A 25,151-nucleotide genomic window follows, 5' to 3' on the forward strand; every position below is an offset into this window, starting at 1 on the left:
TACAGCATGAACCGATGGACGGGCAGAGCATCTGATTTGGACGAATGGCTGGAAGAATTGAAGCAAGAACCGGAATTAATGGACAATGTCACCCACTGGCATACGATTCCGCCTCGAGAGGCACGCACTGCGCCGCTTCCAGAGGATTTGGATCCGCAGCTTGCGGATGCCCTTCGTTCGAGAGGCGTGGACGAATTGTATGTGCATCAATCCCTTGCATACCGTGCGGTACGTGAAGGAAAGCATGTGGTTGCGGTTACGCCGACCGCATCGGGCAAGACGATGTGCTACAACTTGCCGGTATTGCAATCCCTGTTGGAGAACGATGACGGCAGGGCGCTTTACATGTTTCCGACGAAGGCATTGGCACAGGATCAGGTAGCCGAGCTGCAAAAGCTGGCCGATCTGATGGGCGCGCCGATAAAGACGCATACCTACGACGGCGACACGCCGCCTACTGTGCGGCAAGCGATCCGAAATGCAGGCCATATCGTGGTTACGAATCCGGATATGCTGCATTCGGCTATTTTACCGCATCATACGAAATGGGTGAAGCTGTTCGAAAACATCCGCTATATCGTAATTGACGAGCTTCATGCTTATCGCGGCGTCTTCGGCAGCCATGTGGCGAATGTCATTCGCCGACTGAAGCGGATTTGCAAATTTTACGGCTCTTCGCCGCAATTTATTTGCGCGTCTGCAACGATCGACAATCCGCAGGAGCATGCGGAGCGTCTCATCGGCGAATCCGTTGCGCTCGTTAACGATAATGGCGCGCCAATGGGCGAGAAGCATTTCGTATTTTATAATCCGCCAGTAGTCAACGAGCAGCTAGGCATTCGCCGGAGCAGCGTGCTTGAGACGAGGAAGCTGGCCGGCATGCTGCTGAAGCAGGGCGTGCAGACGATCGTGTTCGCGCGCAGCCGCGTACGCGTGGAGCTGCTTTTAACCTATTTGCAAGAACTCGTGAAGGATAAAATCGGCGACCGAACGATTCGCGGCTATCGCGGCGGTTATTTGCCGAAGCTTCGCCGTGAGATCGAAAGAGGACTCCGCAATGGCGAAATTCGCGGCGTAGTCAGCACGAACGCGCTGGAGCTTGGCATCGATATCGGCCAATTGCAGGCATGTGTGCTGAATGGCTACCCGGGAACGGTCGCCAGCACATGGCAGCAGTCCGGTCGTGCAGGGCGGCGTCAGACCAGCTCCGTAACCTTCATGGTCGCCAGCAGCAATCCGTTGGATCAATATATTATTCAGAATCCGGACTTTTTCTTTAACAGGCCGCCAGAGCGGGCGCTTATTCATCCCGATAATTTGTTGATCCTTATTGACCATGTCAAATGCGCAGCCTATGAGCTGCCATTCCAAGCAGGCGAGCAGTTCGGTTCGGAGACGCTAGAGGACATGCTGGAGTTTCTGGTCGAGGAGAAGGTGCTGCATCGCTCGGGCAGCCGTTGGTATTGGATGGAGCAATCGTTCCCGGCTCACGGCATTTCGTTACGTTCCGCTGCGCAAGAGAACTTTATTATCATTGATCTGTCCGAAGGCAGCCGCGTATTGGGCGAGGTTGATCGATTCAGCGCGCCAACGCTTATCCATGAGGAAGCGATCTATATTCACGAGGGCGTTCAGTATCAAGTAGAAAAGCTGGATTATGCCGAGAAAAAGGCATACGTAAGGGAAGTCGACGTTGATTATTACACCGATGCGAACCTTGCCGTGGAGCTGAAGGTGCTTCATGCGGATAAAGAGCGCGTGAGCGGAGAGATCGTTCGGACGTATGGCGAAGTGACCGTCAACGCTAAGGCGACGATCTTTAAGAAAATTCGACTTCGTACTCACGAAAACATTGGCTCAGGCCCCATTCATTTGCCAGAGGAAGAGCTGCACACGAGCGGCTATTGGTTCGCTTTCAGCGAGGAAGCAGCGGCGGGCAAAGGGACGAACGAAATGCAATGCGCGCTGCTGGGCATTGCCAACGTACTCGTGCACATCGCTCCAATCTATCTTATGTGCGATCCACTGGATATTCGCGTCGTGCCTCAAGTGAAGGCCGTTCACACGCAGCGGCCGACGATTTACTTTTATGATCGATATCCGGGAGGCATCGGGTTAAGCGAACGATTGTTTGAGGTGCACGACGAGCTGCTAACCAGGGCAAAACGGCTAATTCAACATTGTACATGCTTAAGCGGATGCCCGGCATGCGTCGGACCGATCGAGGAAGTAGGGCTGCTCGGCAAAACGCAGGCGCTGAAGCTGTTGGAAGAAGCGGGGGCTGGCCGATGAGCGCATTTCGCGATCGTTTTAACCGGCTTAGAGGCAGCGTAGGTGCGGAAGCGGAAGGAGCAGTGCCGGCTGCGGTCGAGATTCATACGCCAGAGCAGATATTGGATGGAGCGCCTGCAGGGGAAGCGCCCGAAGCTGCAGCTCCGCCAACGTCAGACCACGCTGTCCCTGAGCAAACGGCGCTGCCGGAATGGGAGCCTTACGGCGTGCGTCTCGTTCGTCATGAAGCTGGCGAGTTTCTCCTAAAGGAAACGCGATTTCCGATTACGCATCGCCATGGCATTCATGCGTTTACGGAATGGACAGCTGCAGCGCCTTCGCTGGCTGCATTTCATGGCGATGAGCTTGTCATAGGACCAGATCCATGCAGCGCTGATGAGATGCAGGAAAACCCGCCAGTGCCTCACGACGTGCTGTTTCTCGATCTGGAGACGACGGGCTTGGGCGTTGGCGCAGGCAATGTGCCGTTTATGCTGGGGATCTCTTATTTTGAAGGAAATGAATACGTCGTGCGCCAATCGCTCATTCGGCATCCGGCTGAGGAACGTGCAATGCTGGCGGATTTGAAGGACCGATTGCCGCAATTCCGTTACTTGGTGACCTACAACGGACGTACCTTCGACTGGCCGCTCGTTCAAAGCCGGTTTATTTTGAATGGATTTGGCAGCCGAGTATGGGAGCCGCTGCATTTGGATTTTCTTCATCCGTCGAGGACGATTTGGCGCAATACGCTTGTATCCTGCAAGCTAAGTCGTGTCGAAGAAGAGCGGCTGGGCGTTTTCCGGCAGGATGATCTTCCGGGCTCTGAAGCGCCGGGCCGATATTTTGCCTATTTGGCGGATGGGAATCCCGAGCCACTAGCGGATGTGTTCCGTCATAATGAAATCGATATGCTGTCTCTTGCAGCGCTCGCGATTCGATTTGGCCATTTATTGGCGGGCCATATTGGCCAAGAAGTACCTGTTCCGACTGAGCCTGAGGAGCTTGTCCGTACTGGATTGTGGCTGGAGAAGATGGGCGCTGTCGCTTCGGCGGAGCCACTGCTTCATTCGGTGCGGGGACTTGACCACGCTCCTCCGTCCGTATGGAACCGGCTAGCGGAACGTGATAAAAGGTTGGGGCTATGGGAAGAAGCGGTCAGTCTTTGGCGAAAATCGGCAGCGGCTGCAGAGCAAACAGGCATACCGAGCACGGAAGCGCATATCGAGCTATCGATGTACTTCGAGCATCGTACCAAAGAGATAAGCTTCGCGCTGGCATATGCGCGTGCGGCATTGGAGCTTGCCTTGCAGCATCCATTGTCCGGTCGGGCGAACAGCAAGCGCCGCAAGGAGATTGACGCCCTGCGGCATCGTATAGACCGACTTGTACGTAAGGCTGCAAAATCGTGACGCGACTTTGTCGAATGATAGACAATCAGGGTGGCAACTTGGTTAAAGCTGTGTTATTGTGGCAGAAGGCTAAGCGAATGAGCAAAAGAAGCGAACGTCTACTCCAGCCTGCATTTGAGGCTCGAATCAGGCTGCTAAAGTGGAGGAAAACCTATGAAAACGATCCGATTTGCTTTTAGCGGGTTCGGAAATATAGCAAAAACACATATGACGGCATTGCGGGCGCTTCCGATCGTCAAGCGAGTTCCCGTGCTGCCTGTATTAGACACATTAATTACGCGTGATCCAGAGCGAAACCGCGCGCAAGCAGAGGCGATCGGTTTCCGCAGCGTCGTGTCGACGGTATCAGAAGCAGCATCGGATGAGCGGGTGGATGTGATCGATATTTGCACGCCGAACCATCTTCATGATAGCGATGCAAGAGCTGCTATCGCTGGCGGCAAAGCGATCTATTGCGAGAAGCCGGTTACAGACCAATACGAATCCTCGGAGAAGCTGCAGCAGGCAGTGCAAGCTTCCGGCCTTACAGAGCAATTAGCTTTTACGTTCCGTTACCATCCGGCGTCGATGCGTATCCGTGAGCTTGTACGTCAAGAGGTTATCGGCGAAATCCTGCAATGCAAAATTTCGTATCGGCGCTCGGGCTATTTGAACGCGGACCGTCCGATTAGCTGGCGGCTGTCGGGCAGCATGTCCGGAGGCGGGGCGATCAGTGACTTGGGCGTGCATGCGCTGGATCTGTTCCGCTATTGGTTTGGTGAGATTGATGAGGCTAACGGCCGCGTACATACGCACGTGAAACGCCGTCCGGCATCAGCGGGGAGCGCAGAGCTCGTAGATGTCGACGTTGATGATTGGGCGATGATTCAGCTGACCACGGCATCAGGGGTTAATGGCGTAGCAGAGGTTTCGAGGGTTGCGCTGGGAGCAGAGGCATTCGAGATCCAGATCGTAGGCGCTCGCGGGGCGATTACCTGCGACTTGGAACGCGACGCTTTCCCTGCTGTTCAATTTGTCCAAGGCCGAGCAGGAGCGTTACCAGAGCCGTCTTCATTAGCGCTTATCCCGGATGAAAAAACGACGATGGGGTTTTCTGTCGACAATCATTTTGGTGCGCTGCATCACTTTATTTTGCGTCTTGCGGGAGAAGATCGGTGGCCTGAGCTGGTGCCGACGCTGCGCGATGGCATTATCGTGGAGAAGTGGATTGACCGCGTAATCGCGCAATCTCGCGAGGGGCGGCTATGATACATACGCAGCCAATAAAAGGATTGCTGTTGGATTTAGACGGGACGCTTTATCACGGTTCCCGCATGATCGCGGGAGCTGATCGATTGATCGAGCAGCTTATCCGAACGAATATCCCTTTTCGATATGTGACGAATAATTCTTCATTGACGCCAAGTGCATTCGCCGATCGCTTGCAAGGGATGGGCATTGCTGCTACGGCTAAGGAAGTATGTACATCGGCGGAAGCGGCTGCTGCATACATTGCGCAAGTAAAACCGCGCGCGCGCGTATTCGTTATAGGCGAGAGCGGCTTGCGGCAGGCCGTGGAAGAAGCCGGACTAACGATCGTCGAGGAAGGTGCCGACTTCGTTGTACAGGGACTAGATCGGGACCTATCCTACAACAAAATCGCGAGAGCAGTCGATCAACTGTTGTCTGGCGCCGAATCGATCATGACGAATCCGGACCTTCTGATTCCCACAGAACATGGACTTCAGCCGGGAGCCGGATCAATCGGCGCGATGATTCAAGCAGCGAGCGGCAAGACGCCGACCGTAATTGGAAAGCCGTCATCGATTCTGATGAATTTTGCGTTGAACAGCTTAGGAGTCAGTGCATCCCAGACATGGATGGTCGGCGATAGTTTGGCTACAGATATTGCAGCGGGCAAGGCGGTCGGGTGCGGCACGGCACTCGTATTAACGGGACTTACAACGGCGGATAACTTCGAATCCTATGCGGCAAAAACGGGCTGCAGGCCGGATGTCATCTGCGCGGATTTGGATGCTTTAAGCTCGTATATATCGGAACGAAACGGGCAATAAGAGAAGGAAATGCATGGACAGAAAGGAAGAGGACGGATGCCGGAATTGCCGGAAATGGAAACCTATCGTAACATGCTGTCGGAACGAATTGCCGGTAGAACGATTACCGCAGCTTCCGTAACACGCGAAAAAACGGTTAATTTGAACCCAGATGAATTTGTGCAAGCATTGATTGGCAGAGTCGTATGGTTCGTGGAGCGCCGGGGCAAGCATTTGCTGCTGCATCTCGATGATGGCCGCCGGATAGTCATCCATCTGATGCTTGGCGGTTCTCTTTATTATGGAGATGAAGAGGACCGGCCGGATCGTACGGTGCAAGTGGAGCTTTCGTTCGGCGCGCATAAGCTGTTCGGTATCGGACTGCGCCTCGGCTATGTCCATTTGCTGACGGCCAAGGAAGCGATTGAGCGCTTTGAAGAACTGGGACCCGAGCCGCTAGATCCACGACTGACTGTCGATAAGTTCAAGCTATTGTTCAAAGGGAAGCGCGGCGCGCTGAAATCATCATTGGTCGATCAGCACACGATCGCTGGAATCGGCAACTGCTACGCGGATGAAATCTGCTTTGTTGCATCGATACGCCCAAGCACTCGGATTCCTGCGCTGAAGGATGAAGAGTGGGAACGACTATTTCGTGCGATGCAGTCGGTGCTTCGCGAAGCGACAGCAAATGGCGGCTATATGGAAGATCCGTTCTACAAGGGCGATACGCTGACGGGCGGGTTTAACTCGCTTTGCCGTGTCTACGATCGCGGAGGCGAGCCGTGTACCCAATGCGGGACTGCCATCGTTCAAGCTGAAGTATCTTCGAAGAAAGTATTCTACTGCCCTTCTTGCCAACCGGAGCTATAAAACGATGCGCCATGGCTGTCATGTGAGCACGCGGGGCGGTTATCGGGCGGCAGCTGCCAAAGCGGCGGCAATGGGTGCAAGGTCTTATCAATATTTTCCGAAAAATCCTCGGTCATTGTCAGTCAAGCCGTTCGATCATGCAGACGCTGAGCGTTGTGCCGCTTTTTGCGCGGCGAATGATCTCCAATCCATTGCCCATACGCCTTATCCGACGAACCTGGCTGCGGCCGATTTGGCGCAGCGGAGCCGGACGGTCGAATCTTTGCTGAACGATCTCGACATTGCGGAAAGCTGTGGATCAATAGGCGTTGTTGTCCATTTTGGCGTTTATAAAGGCGTTGATCCGTTAGTGGGCTACCGCAACATTATTGCTAGTCTGGATGAGGTTACAGCACGTTGGAATGGTCAAGCCAAGCTGCTGATTGAAAACCAAGCAGGCGATCATGCTCCGATGGGGACGACCTTCGAGGAGCTGGCGACGATTCGTTCCCTATGCCAGAAGCCGGAATCCATCGCTTATTGCTTAGATTCATGCCATCTCTTCGCAAGCGGCGTATGGAAGGGCGAAGCTGACGCGCAATGGCTAGAAACGGCCAGAGCTACTGACGTGCTTCCCCATATTGCAGCCGTGCATTACAATGATTGCTTGTACCCTTCCGGCTCGCGTAAAGACCGCCATGCCGCGATCGGCAAAGGGATGATTAGTACTGAAGGCTTGCGCTGGCTATTGCAGGTGCCAGAGTTGGAAGACAAGCCTTTTGTCCTGGAGACGCCTACGGACGGCGTCGGTTCGCATCAACCACAGCTGCAGCTTATGATGGATTGGGGGAAGCAACAGTGAGGCACGTATACGTTGACGATTATCGCGCATGCCCATCGGGCTTTCTCCTGGCGCGCAATGTGGAGGAAGCGATTCTGCTGATTGCAAATATGGAAATCGGCATCCTGTCCTTGGATTACGATCTGGGGTATGATCAGCCAACGGGATTGGAAATTGTTCGCTATATGACAGAACATGGCGTTTTTCCGCAAGAGGTGTATTTGCACACGTCCAGCGAAGCGGGTCGTATGCAAATGTATCGCTTGCTGTCTCAGCACGCGCCATCTCATGTCCAGCTTCATTATGGAGCAATGCCGGATGAAGTGCGTGAGGAAGCGGCTAGACAAGCGAAGCTAGGTGGATAGCGTTCGAAACGATCATTTTCGAGAACGCACAGGTTATAGATGGGGGAGTTCGTTTGATACATTTACGCGATATTACATTTAAGCGCGAAGAGCGCACCATACTTAGCGGCGTTAATTTAGACATTCAAAAAGGCGAGCAGTGGGTTGTTCTTGGGCGCAACGGCTCGGGCAAGACGACGCTGCTGGAATTCATTACTGCTTATCAATTCCCATCCTCAGGCACGGTTGATGTACTGGGAAATCGGTATGGCACCGTTGATGTCCGAGAGGTTCGAAAACAAATCGGCTACATTTCGCAGTCGCTTATTGAGAAGCTGACAATGCGTGACCCGGTTTGGGAAGTGGTCGCTACGGGAGAGTATGCGTTCCTTCGTTTTTATCAGGACATTCCAGCTGAGGTGAAGACGAAAGCACTTGGCTTGCTAGACGAGGTAGGTCTGCTACATACAGCCAATCAGGCGCTTTCCACGCTTTCGCAAGGCGAACGCAAGAAGGTCATGCTGGCGAGGGCATTAATGCAAGACCCGAAGCTCTTAATTATGGACGAGCCCTGTGCAGGGCTTGATTTATTCGAGCGGGAGAAGCTGCTTGTTGACCTTGATCAGCTTCGCAAACGCGATATAACCGTTATTTACGTTACGCATCACATTGAAGAAATCGTACCGTTGTTTACGCATGTTGCGCTAGTTCACAATGGAACGATAGCTGCGGCAGGCACGAAGGAAGAAGTGCTGAAGCCAGAAGTGCTGAGCCAAGCTTATGATTTGCCAATTCTGGTAGACTGGCATGACGGAAGACCTTGGATTCGAGTTCAACCGTTGGAGAGAGGAGCATCCTTGTGAGCGCAGAAACACAATTGCCTGCGTTTACGCAGTGGATCGGAACATCCAATCAAGGCTATGCGCCATTGGCGATGGAGGAAGTTCGTCGCACGATTGAAGGAGCTGTCGTAAGGGTGCTCGCCCCAGGCGAGACCTTTCTGATTGAAAGTCCTTTGTCCCACGAAGAGACGCTTCAGTTCATTTCGGCGAACCCGCCTATTTTTCTGAGGCATATTCAACCGGTTGACGGCATGTTGGTACTTACTGAAGAGCAGCCCGTCGATGCGCTTGCTTGGCTTTCCGAGCAAGTATTGCAAGCTGAATCGCGGCTTCGTGGCCGTCGCATTGCTGTTCATGTTCGCCGCACGGACGGTTGCGCATTCGTTTCCTCAATTAGCGACACGAAGCATGCTGTAGATGCAGTATTGCGTGATGTTGGTGCAGAGCCGGAACAGCGCGAGCCGCAGTATATCGTTTCGATATACGCAGTGAAGGACCGCGTATACGTTGGCATGGGAACGCCTGATGAGCTGATGTCCGATTGGCCTGGCGGAGCGATCCGGTTCCAACGGGAAGATGGACAAATCTCGCGTGCCAAATTCAAATTGGTTGAGGCAGAGCGTGCTTTTGGCCTCGATTACACGCAGTATCGCGACGCTTTGGATATCGGGGCTGCACCGGGCGGATGGACTTCGCTGCTGCTCGAGCGTGGCGTGTCGGTTACGGCAATTGATCCTGCCGCGCTGCATCCTTCGATTGTACGTCATCCCAAGCTCACTTATTTGAAGCGCAACGCTTCAGAAGTGAAGTTCAAGCCGAATTCATTTGATTTGCTCGTATGCGACATGAGCTGGAGTCCGATGCAGATGGTGAAGCTTGTGATGGATTTGACCGATACCTTATGCCATGGAGCAACTGCAATCGTAACGATCAAGCTTATGCACAAGAAGCCTTTGCAAACGATTCGTGACGTCATGGCCAAGCTAAGCTCGGACTTTATCGTACATCGTGCGAAGCAGCTGTTCCATAATCGAGAAGAAATCACATTGTTCATGACCAAACGATAAGCTTCTTTTCAATTGGGCGGACAGCAGCTATACTATAGGCAAGTAATGATTAAGCATCGACAGGGAAAGCATCCCGGTTGGAGGCGCGTAAGCGTCTTCGGCCGGGATTTTTTGTTTTCATCACAAGGGGGAAAGCACATTGATTAGGTATACATCTCAAATGTCTGAGCAACAGCCTGAACAGCGATTGATGTCGGGCATGATGGTAGGCCGAAGGTATCGGATCGCTGGCGAAATTGGCAAAGGGGGCATGGGAACCGTGTATGCAGCGGAAGATATGCGGCTTCAGGGAAAGCTGCGTGCGGTGAAAGCAGCTTGGAGGCTGAATGAGGATTATGCGCAATGTGCGGAGGAGGCGCGGCTTCTCATGCGGTTAAGCCACCCCAACCTGCCGCAAATCATCGATTATTTTCCGCCTGATGAGGATGGTCTTGAAATCGTCATTATGGATTATGTACAAGGCATGACGGTAGCAGACCGTATGAAACGAAGCGGGGGACGTTTGCCATTCGAACAAGCTTTGTCGATCGGCATTCAGCTATGCGATGCGCTTAGCTATTTGCATGAGCAATCGCCCCAGATCATTCATCGGGATTTAAAGCCGACTAATGTCATGATTGATGAGAGCGGGCATGTGCGATTAATTGATTTTGGAATTGCGCGGTTATATAAAGAAGGACGGCAGCAAGATACGCTCCAGCTGGGCACGCCGGGTTTTGCTGCGCCAGAGCAGGAAGGCGGGCTGCAGAGCGATGAACGAACCGATATTTATGGGCTTGGAGCACTTTTGTATTTCATTATTAGCGGAGGCAAGCCTTATGCGTCGTCAGATCTGCACGCGCTCGATTCGACCAGGCTTCACTATGATGTGCCATTGTCCTTCTTGACCATAATTGGCCGGATGCTGCACGAAAATCCGTCGATGCGGTATGCGAATATGCGTCAAGTGGAGGATGCAATTTCAAACGGTTTTGCTGTTGGGCGATCCGTAATTCGGATGATGGGCGATTTATTGTCAGGAGGGCGCATAACCGGACTTACCACGGTGTTGTCTGTCGCGCCAGGGGCAGGATCGACGTTTGTCACCCTGACGCTGGCGAGTTTAATCGGGAGCACAGAAAGCACCGTTTCGGCTATCGAGTTTGCAGAACAAGAACCGGAATGGCACGCATGGCTGCAATATGGAGGGAGGCGCGGCGGTCGAGTGAGTGAAGCTGTGGATGGACGATATTTTCGGCTGGAGCAGCAGCAAATCGCTTGGTACGGCTTAAATGCGGAGCAAGCGCAACCGAGAGCTGATGGCGACGAAGGCTTCCGATTGCTTGTTGAGCAAGGCGCGGGACGGAATACGCTATTGGATTTATCATGCGGATGGATGGGAAGTCATGGCCGAAGCTGGGTGGCTAGAGCTTCAACGATCATTGTCGTAACAGATCCGATTCCAGCCAAATGGTCTTCCGTACGATTGCGTAAGCTGCAAAAGCTGCTGGAGGAAGCGAAATCGGGCGGCGCAGAAGTGCTGTGGATTGCGAATAAGGATGCTGCATTCTCGCGGCGAAATCAGTGGCTTTCCTTGTTTCCCGAGCCGCCTGCTGCATATGTGCCCATAATTCCGCAAAGCGAATGGCTGCAAATGATATGGGATGGAAGCTGGCCAATGGAGGTGCATGCTTACGGCCGAGGACTTGCAAAAGCGCTGAAGAACGTTATTTCTGTCGTAAAACGACGGTAAACGTCGGACGTTGCGGCATTTGGTTATCCACAACGTTGTTCGGTTATGGTACAATAATTCCGGCGCGAACATCGGATTCGCCGCCTTACACTTAAATAGCAGAACGGAGTATTTTCATGAGTTTATTGACTGTTGAAGAGTTATCGCATACATTTGGTGATCGCACGCTGTTCAAAAACGTCTCGTTCCGCCTGTTGGCCGGCGAGCATGTTGGCCTTGTTGGCGCGAATGGCACGGGCAAATCGACATTAATGAATATTTTAACCGGCTCGCTCCTGAAGGATAGCGGCAAGGTAGAGTGGACGCCTCGCGTTCGTTACGGATACTTGGATCAGCACACGAAGCTGACGCCAGGCAAAACGATTCGTGACGTGTTGAAGGACGCTTACCTGCCTTTGCTGGAAGCAGAGAAGGAGCTTAACGATATTGCGAACCAGATGGCAGAAGCTGATCCCGATACGCTGGAGAAGCTGCTGGAGCGCATGGGCGAAATTCAAGAAGAGCTGGAGATCGGCGACTTCTACATGCTCGACGTGAAGGTCGAAGAGATGGCGAATGGTCTCGGCTTGAATGCAATCGGGCTGGATCGCGACGTTGCGGCGCTTAGCGGCGGACAACGGACCAAAGTATTGCTTGCCAAGCTGCTGCTTGAAAAGCCAACGGTACTGCTCCTTGACGAGCCTACCAACTATTTGGACGAAGAGCATATTACATGGCTGACGGAATACCTGAAATCGTATCCGTACGCCTTTATTCTGATTTCCCATGAAACGAGCTTCATGAATCAGGTCGTAGATGTTGTCTACCATCTGGAGTTCGCGCGTCTGACGCGTTATACGGGCAACTATGAGAAATTTCTGCAAATGGCTGACATTAATAAAAATCAGCATATTGATGCGTACGAAAAGCAGCAGGAGTTTATTAAGAAGCAGGAAGACTTCATCCAGCGCAATAAAGCACGTTACTCGACATCGGGCCGGGCGAAGAGTCGCGAGAAACAGCTTGATCGGATCGAGCGAATCGATCGTCCTGAGGAAGCGCAGAAGCCTACCTTCCAGTTCAAAGAAGCTCGCACGAGCGGCAAGACGGTGTTTGAGGCAAAAGGTCTCAGCATCGGCTATGATCGTCCGCTTCTTCCGAAGATGGACGTTCTGATCGAACGTGGCGACAAGGTTGCAATTGTCGGCTGCAACGGCGTCGGCAAATCGACGCTGCTGAAGACCATTCTTGGCGTCATTGAGCCGCTGGAAGGCAAGACGTATCGTGGAGATTTCCTTCACCCAGCGTATTTTGCCCAAGAAATGAAAGCCCCTACGATGACGCCGCTTGATGATGTTTGGAACGAGTTCTCCAGCCTCAATCAGCACGAGGTTCGTGCGGCGCTTGCCCGCTGCGGCCTGAAAAACGAGCATATTACGCGTGCCTTGAACCAGCTTAGCGGCGGCGAGCAGGCTAAAGTTCGTCTATGTAAATTAATGATGCGCGAAAGCAACTGGATTCTGTTTGACGAACCGACGAACCACTTGGACGTTGTTGCGAAGGCAGAATTGAAACGAGCGCTGAAAGAGTTCAAAGGGACTGTTATTCTTGTATCCCATGAACCTGATTTCTATGAGGACTGGGTAACGAAAACATGGGATGTTGAGTCCTGGTCCATGCAGATGAACTAATTACAGCAATAAATACCCATACTAATTGGAAGGTGCTCTGCTGAGCGTAATTCGATTGGTGCAAAAGCAATGTTATCCGGTGAACGCAGCGGCCGCGGGTTGCAACGTTCTTCTAGCAGAAAGCAGGTGAAACTTCATTGAACGAACGAATTCTAGTCATCGAAGACGAGGAAGGTATCTCTCGCGTATTGCAGCTTGAGCTGGAGCACGAAAGCTATACGGTAGGCGTGGCCGAGGATGGGCGCAAAGGGTTGGAAATGGCACAATCGGGTGAATGGGATTTGGTGCTGCTCGATGTCATGCTCCCTGGTTTGAACGGCATTGAGGTGCTCCGACGATTGCGGCAAGGCGGAAATACCGTCCCGGTTATTTTATTGACTGCAAGGGATACGGTTCCAGATAAAGTGAGCGGCTTCGAGCATGGGGCAAGCGACTATGTCACGAAACCATTTGCGATGGAGGAATTGCTGGCCCGCGTGCGAAACATCCTGCGTATTTTTGCACAGCATACGAAGGAAGTCGAAGGCGCCGACCTGATTAAAGTCGGCGATCTGACAGTCGAGCTGCGTACGCGTAAAGTATTTCGCAAAGAGCTGGCTGTCGATCTGACGCCGCGCGAGTTCGAGCTTCTCGTTTATTTGGCAGAGCATAAGAACGAGGAGAAGTCGCGCGAAGATATTTTATCGGAAGTATGGGGATATGACTTCATCGGCGAAACGAATTTGGTCGATGTGTATATTCGTTACTTGCGCCAAAAGCTGGACAAAGGGTTCCGTTATAAGCTGATTCATACCGTTCGCGGCGTAGGCTACATGCTGAAGGAGCCGAACGGATGACGCTTCGTAAAAGGTATACGCTATTTACGATATTTTGGATCATTTTCATCCTTTTGCTGTTCAATATTTTCGTCTACCTGTTCGTCATCAACATTACGACGCGCAGCGAAGAGCAGTCGCTGACGGATAAAGTGAAGCTGCTGCTGGAGAACACGCATCCACAGAAGGTGGAATCTTACGATAACCCGAGCTTGCTAGATGATTTTTATAATGTCAACGAGCTGATTCGAATTGTTGCGCCTTCTGGCGCAATCCTGAATGAGGAAGGCTCAGATGAGGAATTAAAAGCGCAGCAGCCTGTCTTTTACCGTACGCATGACTCGGGTCTGATGACGATCGCGGGCAAACGCGTGTTGTATATGCGTGTCCCGTTATATGATGGGCCAGAGCTTGTCGGAAGCCTGGAAATTATGCGAAGACTTAATTCGCTGGATACGTATTTGCAAATTCTCGTCGTTGCTCTCGCTGTCACAAGTGCTGGCGCAATATTGTTCGCGATCTTCGGTACGTATTGGTTCACCTCGCGGCTTACCTCGCCGATCCAGCAGATGGTTTCGACGATGAGGGAGATCGATCGCAGCGGCAAGCTGCGCAAAATCGAATCCAAGCCTGAGGACGATTCGGCAGAAATGCAGCAGTTGGTGCGAGCGTTTAACCAAATGATCGAGCGCCTGGATCGCACCTTCGCTCGCCAAAAGCAATTCGTGGCGGATGCTTCCCATGAGCTGAAGACGCCTTTGACCGTAATAGGCAGCTACGCAGGTATGCTAAAACGGTGGGGACGCGACGATGCGGCTGTCCGTGATGAAGCGATTGAATCGATTGCCCGTGAAGTGGAGCGACTGCAAAACCTGACCAAATCAATGCTCACCCTAGCGGACGCCGAGCAAGAGGATTGGCTCAGAGTCGAGTCGTTTGATCTTGTTCCCATTGTGGACGAGCTTGCGGAGATGATGCATGTCACATTCGGACGGACCATTCGCGTCAATGCGGTTAGCGGCAGCGTGAGGATGAATGGAGACCGTGATAAAATTCGCCAGCTGCTTGTGATTTTGATCGATAATGCAATCAAGTACAGCAAGGAATCCATCGATGTTACAGTTAGCTCCGTTAAGCAAACGGTACGGCTGTATGTGACGGATAAAGGAATCGGGATACCCGAAAACGAGATCCCTTACCTGTTTGAACGTTTTTACCGTGTAGATGGGGCGAGAGCCCGTTCCACTGGCGGCGTGGGCTTAGGGTTGTCCATTGCGAAACGAATCGTCGATCTGCATGACGGCCAGATTGAAGTGATCAGCAAGCCGGAGCGCGGTACGACCATTATGCTGCAGTTCCCTTTTAGACGGTTATAGCGCAAAAGCTCATTCGACGTTCTTAGATCCTTCATACGATCTATGACGAACGAATGAGCTTTTCTTTAAAGGCAAAAAAAAAGAACACCTCGCATGAGGTGATCCGTTATGGTGCTGTTCCGATAGGATTACTTAATGACACGGCGTGCAGTAATGTAGCTTTTCTTCCAATACGAAGAATCGATGTTCGACAATGTGACGCCTGCGCTGCTTGAAGCGTGCAAAATTTTACGGTTTCCTGCATAAATGGCGACATGCGAGATTTTTGAGGTGCCAGAGGTGGCGAAGAAGATAAGATCGCCTTTGCTCAAATAGGCTTTGCCGACTTTCGTGCCTTCTTCAGCTTGCTCGGTTGTCGTACGCGGGATTGCAATGCCATTTTCCTTGAATATGTATTGGGTAAAGGATGAGCAATCGAATGCGTAGGTTACGCCGCTAGGAGCGCCGAATCGATATGGAACGCCTAAGTATGTCTTGCCAGTCGAAAGTATTTCTTCTGCTTCAGGAGTTGCTGCTGACGCTTGACCGGCAGATCCGAAGGTAAGCGCCGAAAGGCCGATCACTGCGCACAGCGTCGTGCCGACTATTTTTTTCATCCATCGTTTCGTCTGTATGTTCATGATGTCCCTCCAATGTTATCTTCAGCATCTTATGGGATAACTATAACACAGCAAAAATTTCCTAAAGTTTCCCACGGAAAGCGTAACCTTGGGCGGTGCAACGGCTCGCGCGGCTTTATGAGAGTTGCGTGAGAAAATTCTCATGGTAACATGACAATAATGAGAACACCTAGGGGGAATCCTAAATGACTTTATTAACCTTCGCCGGTACAGGCGATTCCATGGGGGTTCCGCGTGTCTATTGTGACTGCGAAGTATGCCAAGAAGCGCGTGAAAGCGGCGAGAATCGGCGGTATCGTTCATCGCTTCGAATAGAAGATCAGACGTTCGGCTGTACATGGATCGATTGCGGACCAGATTGGGGTAAACAAATGGAAGCGGCAGGGCAGCGATTTCCTGACCGTATACTCATCACCCATGCTCACTTTGATCACATCGGCGGTATGGTGGAGTGGGCGGATGCCTGTCGCTGGCTTGGACGAAGGGGGATGGCGTATGCGCCGAATGAAGTCATCGCTGAAATTTTGAACCGGTTCCCTTGGCTAGGCAATCAAATCGATTTTCATCCCTTAGATGACGGAATAACGATTGGCGATTGGTCCGTATTCGCTTGGAAAGTATGCCATGGCAAAAACGGCTACTCCTATGCTTTTCGGTTTGATCAGCAATGCACAGGTAAAGCGTGGGCCTATTGCTCGGATGCAATTGCTTTGACGGAAGATCAGATAAAGCCATTGCGAGGGTTAGACTTGCTTATTTTAGGCACGAGCTTTTACGAGGAGCCCTTCGAGTTTTCGACTCGCTCGCTATATGATGTGAAGGAAGCGTTGACGCTCGTAGAGGATCTGCGGCCAGTTCAAACCTGCTTTACCCATCTGTCGCACGATATAGATCTTCGGCGCAGCTATGGGCTTCCAAGTCAAATCAGGTTCGCGAGAACGGGCATGCAAATTGAGGTTTGACGCAAAAATAATCGCCAATCGAAGTAAGAGCAATTTGCTCGTTTCGATTGGCGATTATTCGTGCTGCTGTTTTGAGAGTTTCGCGAGTGGCTAGTCATGGCTCTCAATAATAAGGAGCAGCCCTTGTGTGATCTGAACGGTTCCTTCGCTTGAATCGAGAACGTTGCTAATGCCAAGCGATTGGCCGATGGTTAACGTAGCATTCGTCAGCGGATATTGGAACCCGTTCAGCGTAATTCCGTGAACCTCTGACGTCAGGGGCAGCAGAGATACTTGCTTATGCCTGCTACGCTTGACCGTCATCGGCGCTCCCGGCTGATGCAACCGAATCGTATTGTAGCGATCCTCGATAACAGCCTCGACGCCGGCATCCATCGCCAGCTTCAGCAGGTGGACATTGGCAAGCATATGATCAAACCGCGTACCGAGCGCGCCTAATAGGATGATTCGCTTTGGCTGGCGTTGGAGCGCATAACGAACGGCAAGCTCAGTGTCCGTATAGTCTTTATCGATGGCATCGAACGTTTGAACGATTGCGCCGCTGGAAGAGATATCCTGCATGACATCGGAATCGATGGAGTCAAAATCGCCAAGCGCCTGATCCAGCTTAAAGCCGTGCTCCAAAATGTACTGGGCGCCTTTGTCCGCTCCGATGCGAAAGTCTGCTTCAGCTAAGTAAGGATGTGCCCAATCGCCGATCGATCCGCCGGTTACAATCGCGATGCAAGATGATTTCATAGAGAAAACCCCCGAGTTACCCGTTTCCATTACATTGATCTCTGGACAGTATACCTTGCACGATGCTGAATCTCCAGACCTGACCCGTTTTTTTGCGAAATTTGTCGTCTTGCGCATATGCGTCGTCGGCATTACAATGAATTTTGGACGACACCGGCCAGATGGGTCGGTCGAACAGAATCGGAGGCAATGAGAAGGCGAGTGGATATTTTTGGCGTATTCAGCATTATTGGAACCATTGCATTCGCAGTCAGCGGCGCGATAGTGGCAATGGAAGAGGAGTACGATATTTTAGGCGTGTTCGTGCTTGGGCTTGTGACAGCTTTCGGAGGAGGTGTCATTCGTAACTTATTGATCGGCATGCCGGTTACTACGTTATGGAATCAGGGCACGCTGCTCAAAATCGCACTCATCGCAATGACGATCGCATTCCTCTTACCGGTTTCATGGCTGAAAAGATGGCGGAGAAGCGAAGCGTTTTTTGATGCGATCGGCTTATCGGCATTCGCCATCCAGGGCGCGTTGTATGCAACTCATATGGGACATCCGCTTAGCGCAGTATTGGTTGCAGCCATGCTGACTGGAATCGGCGGCGGCATCATCCGCGACGTGTTGGCAGGCCGTAAGCCGCTCGTGCTGCAGGACGAGATTTATGCGGTATGGGCAATGGCCGCTGGGTTATGTATCGCATGGAAATGGTCTGAGTCGACAATCGAGCTGTTGCTGCTCTTCGTCATCATTATCGTACTGCGTATGCTGTCTGTTCATTATCGCTGGCGGTTGCCGAGACGCTCCTTGAAGCATGCATTCTCGCAGTCCGTGTACGAGCTGCCGGAAGCGCATGCGATGGCGCAAGCGCAGCAGCAGGACCAAGACCAAGATGAAGCTGAATATCACGCTTCAGCCGTACAAAATCAAGCAGCGAGAATTCGCGTACCGGAAGCGCGAGTATCGACAATGGCGGCAGCTGCTGGCGAGTCAGCCGGCAGTTCTAGAAAGAGAGGCTGGTGGAATCGATGAAACGCGTTCTATTCGTTTGTTTAGGCAACATTTGCCGTTCGCCGATGGCAGAGGCTGTCTTTCGGCGCAAGGTAGAAGAAGCAGGGCTAGCTTCGAGCATCTCGATTGACTCAGCGGGCACGGGCGATTGGCATATCGGCAAGCCGCCGCATGAGGGAACACGCAAACTGCTGACTGAGCGCGGCATCTCGTTCGAGGGAATGCGTGCTCGACAAGTTCGCAACGATGATTTCTCGGACTTTGACTACATCGTCTGCATGGATTCCAGCAATGAACGGAACGTAGACGAGATTCGCCGTTCGATTGGCGAGACGGCGGGGGAAGCGAAGCTGTTTAAGCTGCTAGATTTAGTGCCTGAAGCAGGCATGCTAGATGTGCCGGACCCGTACTACACCGGCAATTTCGAAGAGGTGTACGAGCTTGTTTCGACTGGCTGCGACCGGCTGCTGGAGCGCATTCGCCAAGAGTCGTAAGCAAATAATTAGAGCTCGCTGGAGACCAAGTCTCTGGCGAGCTCTTTTTTGCTGCTGAAGGTATTACCGATCAAGAAAATAAGCGAGCGAAGCAGGCAGATCCTTCTGCCAGAAGCCCCAAGTATGTTTACCGTCGCGTTCCTGATAAACGACCTTAGCGCCGCGTTCCTCGAACAGCTTGCGCGCATTGCGATTCAACGCGACGAAGTCATAGATTCCGCGATCGGTCTCGAATGCATTTTCTTGCAAGCCGATCGTCATGTACAGATCCAGCCATGCAAGATCAGCCTGCGAAGCGATGATGTTGCGAGAAGCGGGATAGAAGGCGCCGGATAACGATAGCACGCGATTGAATAAATGCGGGTATGTTAAGGCGATATGGACCGATACGGTGCCGCCAAGCGAATCGCCCGCTAACAACCGGTCGTCAGGGGTGCGGCGAACGGGATATTTGGATTCCACGAATGGGATCAACTCTTCCGCGAAAAAACGCACATAATTGGCATGCAGTTCACCATCGGGCGAATATTCGGCGGAACGCACTTTCTTGTCGACATCGACGCCAACGACGATGAAAGGCTCGATCCCTTCATCAATAATCAATTGATTGGAGATGGTAGCGACGCGGCCGAAATTGAAAAAATCTTCGCCGTCCTGGCAGTAAACGACAGGGTAGCTAAGCACTTCATTGTAGCCTGGCGGCAGGAATACGCGAAGTTTGCGTTCTCCCTCGGGCAGATACCGGCTTGAAACGACTTCTTTATTAATCGTGCGCTTCAAATATTTCTCTTCCATCATTTCTTTCTCCTTTCGAATTGCATGAGAACCTCTGAACGTGGGTAAACAATAGGGAGGAAGAACAGGCTGTGTATACCTAGAAACGGAATGTTGTACTATTCTGTATTACTAGGATCGATCCCCTGTTACATATACAATAACTTTAAAAATCCGCCCAAAACATGAAAAAACCGCGGGTTTTATGTTTTTTGCTTTGACCATTTTCTTTAAACAGGTTTATAATAATTCTATAACAGAGGCAACCGATATTCAAATATTATTACGAGGTGAGCGTTCACGATGAGCAAAGTGGTGACTAAACAACCGTCTTATGAAGTTCAGTCCGAACCTGTTCAACCGTTGACCATTTTGTCGCCGGAAGGCGAGATCGTCAACCCGGAGCTGGTACCAAACCTGTCCGATGACCAACTGAAAGAAATCATGTATCGTATGGTATTTACCCGCACATGGGATGAGCGTGCTGTTAACCTCGGACGTCAAGGACGTCTGGGCTTCTACGCGCCGGTATCCGGCCAAGAAGCATCGATGGTATGCAGCGAATATGCGCTGAATAAAGAAGACTTCATCTGCCCTGGCTACCGCGATATGCCGCAGCTCGTATGGCACGGCCTTCCGCTGTACCAAGCGTTCCTGTACTCCCGCGGCCATCAGCATGGCGGTCAAATTCCGCAGGACGTTAACGTTCTGATGCCACAAATCATCATCGGCGCACAAGTGCTTCACGCAATGGGCGTCGCAATGGCATTCAAGAAGAAAGGCCAGAAGAACGTTGCAATCACTTATACAGGTGACGGCGGCTCCTCCGAGGGCGACTTCTATGAAGCATTGAACTTTGCGGGCGCATTCAAGCTCCCAGCGATTTTCGTTGTTCAAAATAATGGCTATGCAATTACAACTCCTTACGCGAAGCAAACGGCAGCGCTGTCGGTTGCGCATAAAGCTGTAGCTGCTGGCATCAAAGGCGTTCAAGTTGACGGCATGGACCCGCTCGCGGTCTACAAAGCAGTATCTGAAGCAGCAGAACGCGGCCGCAATGGCGAAGGCGCAACGCTGATCGAGCTGATCACTTATCGCTACCGTCCGCACTCGTTGGCTGATGACACGACGAAATACCGTACGAAAGATGAGGAGAACGATTGGGCTCCTCGCGATCCGCTCGTACGCTTCGGCAAGTACCTGGAAGCGAAAGGCCTTTGGACGGAAGAAGACACGAACCGTGTCAAAGAAGAGGCTAAAGCAACGGTAAACGAGCATATCAAAAAAGCAGAACAAACCGAAAAAATGACCGTTTCCGGTCTGATCGATACGATGTTCGAGAAAACGCCACAGCATCTGGAAGAACAGAAGGCTGATTTTCAATAATTTCAAATTGCGCTGAAGGAGGATCCCAACGATCATGGCTCAAATGAATATGTTAGAGGCGCTCCGCGATGCGATGCGCGTGGAATTGAAACAGGACCCGAACGTTCTTATTTTTGGTGAGGACGTCGGTAAGGTCGGCGGTGTATTCCGTGTAACGGAAGGATTGCAAGAGGAATTCGGCGAGGAGCGCGTATTCGATACGCCGCTCGCCGAATCCGCAATCGCAGGCATGGCAGTTGGTATGGGAACGCAAGGTTTCCGTCCAATCGCTGAAATCCAGTTCGTAGGCTTCATCTATGAAGCGCTCGACCAAATGTTTGTACAAGCTGCTCGTATGCGTTACCGCTCCGGCGGCCGTTACAACTCGCCAATCGTATTCCGTACGCCTTTCGGCGGCGGCGTTAAAGCGGCAGAGCTTCATACGGACTCGCTCGAAGGCTTGGCAGTACAAACACCAGGCATCAAAGTTATCGTTCCTTCGAATCCTTACGATGCTAAGGGCCTGATGATCTCCGCTATTCGCGATAATGACCCTGTCTTCTTCATGGAGCACTTGAACCTGTATCGCGCATTCCGCGACGAGGTGCCAGAAGGCGACTACGCGATCGAGATCGGTAAAGCGAACGTGGTTCGCGAAGGTAAAGACGTTACGATCATCGCCTACGGCATGATGGTGCATACGGCGAAGAAAGCAGCTGAAGAGCTGGCTAAAGAAGGCATCGAGGCTGAAGTTATCGACCTTCGTACGCTTCTTCCGCTCGATATCGATACGCTCGTGAAGTCGATCCAAAAAACGAATCGTGCAATTATCGTCCAAGAAGCGCAAAAAACGTCCGGCGTAGCAGCTGAGGTTATTGCGCAAATCAACGAAAAAGCGATTTTGCATCTCGAAGCTCCAGTGCTTCGCGTAGCAGGACCGGATACGGTATATCCATTTGCACAAATCGAAGACGCTTGGTTGCCGTCGCCTGAGCGCGTCGTTAAAGCAGCGAAGCAAGTACTGAACTTTTAATATTTAATCGATCCAATTACACGCTGCTGCGATGAGTGGACGGTACGCATAGAGAACAGAGGGAGGATGCATTCGAGTGGCTAAATTCGAATATCGGTTCCCGGAGCTAGGCGAGGGTCTGCATGAAGGCGAAATCGTCAAAATGCACATTAAGCCAGGCGACGCGGTTAATGACGAGAGCATCATTATGGAAGTGCAGAACGACAAGGCGATCGTAGAAGTGCCTTGTCCAGTAGAAGGCAAAGTATTGGAAGTATTCGCGAAAGACGGTCAGGTGTGTCACGTAGGTGAAGTCGTGGCAATCATTGATGTAGAAGGCGAACTTCCAGAGGGCGCAACAGTAGCTGAAGAGAGCGCACCAGCCCCTGCGGCTGCGGCACCGGCAGCAGCTCAAGCTGCTCCAGCTCCTACGGCGGCTGCACAAGCTCCGCAAGCGAGCGCAGCGCTCGTATTGGCAACGCCAAGCGTTCGCAAATATGCGCGTGAGAAAGGCATCGACATTACGACGGTTGCTGGCTCCGGCAAGAACGGAAAAGTAACACGCGAAGACATCGATGCATTTGCTTCTGGCGGCGCAGCTCCTGCTGTTGCAACTGAAGCACCTGCTCAAGAAGCGGCAGCTCCAGCTGCATCGCAAGACAAGCCATCTGCTCCAGTGGCAGCGGGCTCCGCACATCGTCCGGAAGAGCGCCTGCCATTCAAAGGCATTCGCAAAGCGATTGCAAGCGCAATGTCCAAATCGATGTACACAGCTCCGCATGTAACGCTTATGGATGAAGTTGACGTAACGGAGTTAGTCGCGCTGCGTGCAAAATACAAGCCATTTGCTGAGAAGAAAGGCGTTAAGCTCACTTACTTGCCTTTCATTGTAAAAGCATTGGTCGCGGCATGCCGCGAATTCCCAATCATGAACGCGACGCTGGATGAAGCATCGCAAGAAATCGTGCTTCGCAAGTACTACAACATCGGCATTGCAACGGATACGGACAACGGCTTGATCGTTCCAGTTATCGAAGATGCAGACCGTAAAAATATTTACAAAGTTGCAAGCAGCATTAGCGATCTGGCTGTACGCGGCCGTGATGGCAAGCTTGCACCGAACGAAATGCGCGGCAGCACGATCACGATTACGAACATCGGATCGGCTGGGGGCATGTTCTTCACGCCGGTAATCAACTTCCCAGAGGTTGCCATTCTTGGCACGGGCCGCATTTCGGAGAAAGCTGTTGTCAAAAACGGCGAAATCGTAGCAGCTCCTGTTATGGCATTGTCGCTCAGCTTCGACCACCGTCTCATCGACGGCGCAACGGCGCAAAACTTCTTGAACTACATCAAACAGTTGTTGGCACAGCCTGAACTGTTCATCATGGAGGTGTAACGGATATGGTAGTAGGAGACGCTTCACTCGATATCGATACATTAGTCATTGGCGCAGGACCTGGCGGTTACGTAGCAGCTATTCGTGCAGCGCAACTCGGTCAATCCGTTCTTTGTGTAGAGAAAGCCACAGTCGGCGGCGTTTGCTTGAATGTTGGCTGTATTCCTTCCAAAGCACTCATCTCCGCCGCTCATCAATATGAGGCTGCTTCCCACGGCGAATCGTTCGGCATCACAGTCGGCGACGTGAAAGTAGACTGGAGCAAAGTGCAAGAATTCAAAAACGGTGTGACGAAAAAGCTGACAGGCGGCGTTGCATCGCTCCTGAAAGCTAACAAAGTTGAATACTTCAATGGCGAAGTAATGTTCATCAATGCGAACGAAGCTCGCGTATTCAACGACCAAGAAGCACCGCGTTATCGCTTCAAAAACTGCATCATCGCGACGGGCTCCCGCCCGATCGAGCTGAAAGCATTCCCATACGGCGGACGCATCGTGTCTTCGACGGAAGCACTGTCGCTGCCAGAAATTCCGAAAAGCCTCGTTGTTATCGGCGGCGGCTACATCGGTATCGAGCTTGGCCAAATGTACAGCAAATTCGGCACGAAGGTTACGATCATTGAAGGCGCGGACGCTATCATGCCGGGCTTTGACAAAGACATGTCGAATATCGTAGCGAAGAAGCTCAAAGCTAAGGACGTTAACATCGTTACTGGCGCACAAGCGAAATCCGCTGAACAATCGGCTGACAGCGTAACGGTTACGTACACGGTTGGCGACAAGGAAGAATCCGTTGTTGCTGATTACCTGCTCGTAACGGTTGGCCGTCGTCCGAATACGGATGGCGAGCTTGGCCTTGATCTGATCGGAATTGAATTGACGGATCGCGGTCTCGTGAAAGTCGACAACCAAGGCCGTACGAACCTTCCACACATCTACGCAATCGGCGATATCGTTCCAGGCGCAGCGCTTGCTCACAAAGCGATGTACGAAGGACGCGTTGCTGCAGAGTCGATTTCCGGACTGCCTAGCGTAGTTGACTATAAATGTATCCCAGCGGTTGCTTTCTCTGATCCAGAATGCGCAAGCGTGGGCTACTCGGAAAAAGAAGCGAAAGAAAAAGGCCACAACGTTAAAGCGGGCAAATTCCCGTTTGCAGCAAATGGTCGCGCCCTGTCGCTTAACGGCGCAGAAGGCTTCGTGAAAATCGTTTCCGACGCGGACAATGGTCTCGTATTGGGTGCTCAAATCGTTGGTATCGAAGCATCGAACATGATCGCTGAGATTGCTCTTGCGATTGAGATGGGCGCTACGCTCGAAGATATCGCTCTTACGATTCATGCGCATCCAACGCTCGGCGAGATCGTTCTCGACGCAGCGGAAGTTGCGCTCGGACATCCGATCCATACGTTCGTTAAGTAAATAGTACGCTTCGTTCACATCAAGAGGTCAACGGTTATGATGCCGCTGGCCTCTTTTTGTTGCATTTTGGCATATACTACGTTGGAACAAGTAATCTTGGATCTTGGTCTTC

22 protein-coding genes and 1 pseudogene are annotated in these 25,151 nt (G+C 51.9%); 20 read left to right on the forward strand and 3 right to left on the reverse strand.

The features are described 5' to 3' along the window. The first annotated feature begins 6 nt into the window (after window positions 1-6). The 13 genes from PAECUDRAFT_RS03805 (at window position 7) to PAECUDRAFT_RS03865 (ending at window position 15,255) form a co-directional block, all read left to right on the forward strand. On the forward strand, window positions 7-2,292 hold the full coding sequence (locus tag PAECUDRAFT_RS03805; RefSeq protein ID WP_006036782.1) for a DEAD/DEAH box helicase: 2,286 nt from the start codon (window positions 7-9) through the stop codon (window positions 2,290-2,292). After that, window positions 2,289-3,683 (forward strand): ribonuclease H-like domain-containing protein, encoded by a 1,395-nt coding sequence (locus PAECUDRAFT_RS03810; protein WP_006036783.1) that lies wholly within the window; start codon window positions 2,289-2,291, stop codon window positions 3,681-3,683. The genes PAECUDRAFT_RS03805 and PAECUDRAFT_RS03810 overlap by 4 nt, the downstream gene beginning before the upstream one ends. 153 nt (window positions 3,684-3,836) lie before the next feature. Beyond that, window positions 3,837-4,931, forward strand: coding sequence for a Gfo/Idh/MocA family protein (locus PAECUDRAFT_RS03815; RefSeq protein ID WP_006036784.1), 1,095 nt, complete (start codon window positions 3,837-3,839; stop codon window positions 4,929-4,931). Next, window positions 4,928-5,737, forward strand: a complete 810-nt coding sequence (locus PAECUDRAFT_RS03820; protein WP_006036785.1) for an HAD-IIA family hydrolase — start codon at window positions 4,928-4,930, stop codon at window positions 5,735-5,737. Before PAECUDRAFT_RS03815 ends, PAECUDRAFT_RS03820 begins: the two co-directional genes overlap by 4 nt. Window positions 5,738-5,773: 36 nt before the next feature. After that, the gene (locus PAECUDRAFT_RS03825) at window positions 5,774-6,589 is read left to right on the forward strand and encodes an Fpg/Nei family DNA glycosylase (RefSeq protein WP_006036786.1); all 816 of its coding nucleotides are present in this window, start codon (window positions 5,774-5,776) and stop codon (window positions 6,587-6,589) included. Between the two features lie 4 nt (window positions 6,590-6,593). Beyond that, window positions 6,594-7,430, forward strand: coding sequence for a deoxyribonuclease IV (locus PAECUDRAFT_RS03830; protein WP_006036787.1), 837 nt, complete (start codon window positions 6,594-6,596; stop codon window positions 7,428-7,430). Continuing rightward, complete coding sequence (locus PAECUDRAFT_RS03835; RefSeq protein ID WP_006036788.1) at window positions 7,427-7,774, forward strand: cyclic-phosphate processing receiver domain-containing protein; 348 nt, start codon at window positions 7,427-7,429, stop codon at window positions 7,772-7,774. The genes PAECUDRAFT_RS03830 and PAECUDRAFT_RS03835 overlap by 4 nt, the downstream gene beginning before the upstream one ends. Window positions 7,775-7,827: 53 nt before the next feature. Further along, window positions 7,828-8,616, forward strand: a complete 789-nt coding sequence (locus tag PAECUDRAFT_RS03840; protein WP_006036789.1) for an ABC transporter ATP-binding protein — start codon at window positions 7,828-7,830, stop codon at window positions 8,614-8,616. Further along, window positions 8,613-9,662: an SAM-dependent methyltransferase gene (locus tag PAECUDRAFT_RS03845; RefSeq protein WP_006036790.1), complete on the forward strand. Its 1,050-nt coding sequence runs from the start codon at window positions 8,613-8,615 to the stop codon at window positions 9,660-9,662. Before PAECUDRAFT_RS03840 ends, PAECUDRAFT_RS03845 begins: the two co-directional genes overlap by 4 nt. Before the next feature lie 160 nt (window positions 9,663-9,822). Next, window positions 9,823-11,394 (forward strand): serine/threonine-protein kinase, encoded by a 1,572-nt coding sequence (locus tag PAECUDRAFT_RS24410; protein WP_006036791.1) that lies wholly within the window; start codon window positions 9,823-9,825, stop codon window positions 11,392-11,394. A 116-nt stretch (window positions 11,395-11,510) separates the two neighbouring features. Next, on the forward strand, window positions 11,511-13,064 hold the full coding sequence (locus PAECUDRAFT_RS03855; protein WP_006036792.1) for an ABC-F family ATP-binding cassette domain-containing protein: 1,554 nt from the start codon (window positions 11,511-11,513) through the stop codon (window positions 13,062-13,064). A 137-nt stretch (window positions 13,065-13,201) separates the two neighbouring features. Continuing rightward, window positions 13,202-13,900 carry a response regulator transcription factor gene (locus PAECUDRAFT_RS03860; RefSeq protein ID WP_006036793.1) on the forward strand — a complete coding sequence of 233 codons (699 nt, stop codon included), beginning with the start codon at window positions 13,202-13,204 and terminating at the stop codon, window positions 13,898-13,900. Then, entirely contained in the window at window positions 13,897-15,255 is a 1,359-nt protein-coding gene (locus tag PAECUDRAFT_RS03865) for a HAMP domain-containing sensor histidine kinase (protein WP_006036794.1), read from the forward strand. Before PAECUDRAFT_RS03860 ends, PAECUDRAFT_RS03865 begins: the two co-directional genes overlap by 4 nt. Before the next feature lie 128 nt (window positions 15,256-15,383). Here the strand turns inward: PAECUDRAFT_RS03865 and PAECUDRAFT_RS03870 are convergent, their stop codons facing one another. Next, window positions 15,384-15,875 carry a C40 family peptidase gene (locus PAECUDRAFT_RS03870; protein WP_006036795.1) on the reverse strand — a complete coding sequence of 164 codons (492 nt, stop codon included), beginning with the start codon at window positions 15,873-15,875 and terminating at the stop codon, window positions 15,384-15,386. 185 nt (window positions 15,876-16,060) lie between these two features. Between PAECUDRAFT_RS03870 and PAECUDRAFT_RS03875 the strand changes: the two genes are divergently transcribed. Next, window positions 16,061-16,837, forward strand: coding sequence for an MBL fold metallo-hydrolase (locus PAECUDRAFT_RS03875; RefSeq protein ID WP_006036796.1), 777 nt, complete (start codon window positions 16,061-16,063; stop codon window positions 16,835-16,837). Window positions 16,838-16,927: 90 nt separating this feature from the next. On the opposite strand, the gene PAECUDRAFT_RS03880 is transcribed toward PAECUDRAFT_RS03875, so the two are convergent. Further along, entirely contained in the window at window positions 16,928-17,575 is a 648-nt protein-coding gene (locus PAECUDRAFT_RS03880) for a thiamine diphosphokinase (RefSeq protein ID WP_006036797.1), read from the reverse strand. Window positions 17,576-17,764: 189 nt separating this feature from the next. Here PAECUDRAFT_RS03880 and PAECUDRAFT_RS03885 point away from each other — a divergent pair. Both PAECUDRAFT_RS03885 and PAECUDRAFT_RS03890 read left to right on the forward strand, forming a co-directional pair. Beyond that, a pseudogene (locus PAECUDRAFT_RS03885) lies at window positions 17,765-18,376 on the forward strand (trimeric intracellular cation channel family protein); the annotation flags it as partial. Window positions 18,377-18,591: 215 nt separating this feature from the next. After that, window positions 18,592-19,068, forward strand: a complete 477-nt coding sequence (locus tag PAECUDRAFT_RS03890; protein ID WP_006036799.1) for a low molecular weight protein-tyrosine-phosphatase — start codon at window positions 18,592-18,594, stop codon at window positions 19,066-19,068. Window positions 19,069-19,131: 63 nt separating this feature from the next. Here the strand turns inward: PAECUDRAFT_RS03890 and PAECUDRAFT_RS03895 are convergent, their stop codons facing one another. Beyond that, complete coding sequence (locus PAECUDRAFT_RS03895; protein ID WP_040711481.1) at window positions 19,132-19,866, reverse strand: alpha/beta hydrolase; 735 nt, start codon at window positions 19,864-19,866, stop codon at window positions 19,132-19,134. 279 nt (window positions 19,867-20,145) lie between these two features. On the opposite strand from PAECUDRAFT_RS03895, the gene pdhA reads away from it, so the two are divergent. From pdhA to lpdA, 4 genes are all read left to right on the forward strand, one after another. Further along, complete coding sequence (gene pdhA / locus PAECUDRAFT_RS03900) at window positions 20,146-21,228, forward strand: pyruvate dehydrogenase (acetyl-transferring) E1 component subunit alpha (protein WP_006036801.1); 1,083 nt, start codon at window positions 20,146-20,148, stop codon at window positions 21,226-21,228. A 34-nt stretch (window positions 21,229-21,262) separates the two neighbouring features. Continuing rightward, window positions 21,263-22,240 carry an alpha-ketoacid dehydrogenase subunit beta gene (locus tag PAECUDRAFT_RS03905; protein ID WP_006036802.1) on the forward strand — a complete coding sequence of 326 codons (978 nt, stop codon included), beginning with the start codon at window positions 21,263-21,265 and terminating at the stop codon, window positions 22,238-22,240. 76 nt (window positions 22,241-22,316) lie between these two features. Then, window positions 22,317-23,618: a dihydrolipoamide acetyltransferase family protein gene (locus PAECUDRAFT_RS03910; RefSeq protein WP_006036803.1), complete on the forward strand. Its 1,302-nt coding sequence runs from the start codon at window positions 22,317-22,319 to the stop codon at window positions 23,616-23,618. Window positions 23,619-23,623: 5 nt separating this feature from the next. Beyond that, window positions 23,624-25,039 (forward strand): dihydrolipoyl dehydrogenase, encoded by a 1,416-nt coding sequence (gene lpdA / locus PAECUDRAFT_RS03915; RefSeq protein WP_006036804.1) that lies wholly within the window; start codon window positions 23,624-23,626, stop codon window positions 25,037-25,039. Window positions 25,040-25,151 lie beyond the last annotated feature (112 nt).

Source organism: Paenibacillus curdlanolyticus YK9, from assembly GCF_000179615.1.
GTDB classification, from domain to species: Bacteria; Bacillota; Bacilli; order Paenibacillales; family Paenibacillaceae; genus Paenibacillus_T; species Paenibacillus_T curdlanolyticus.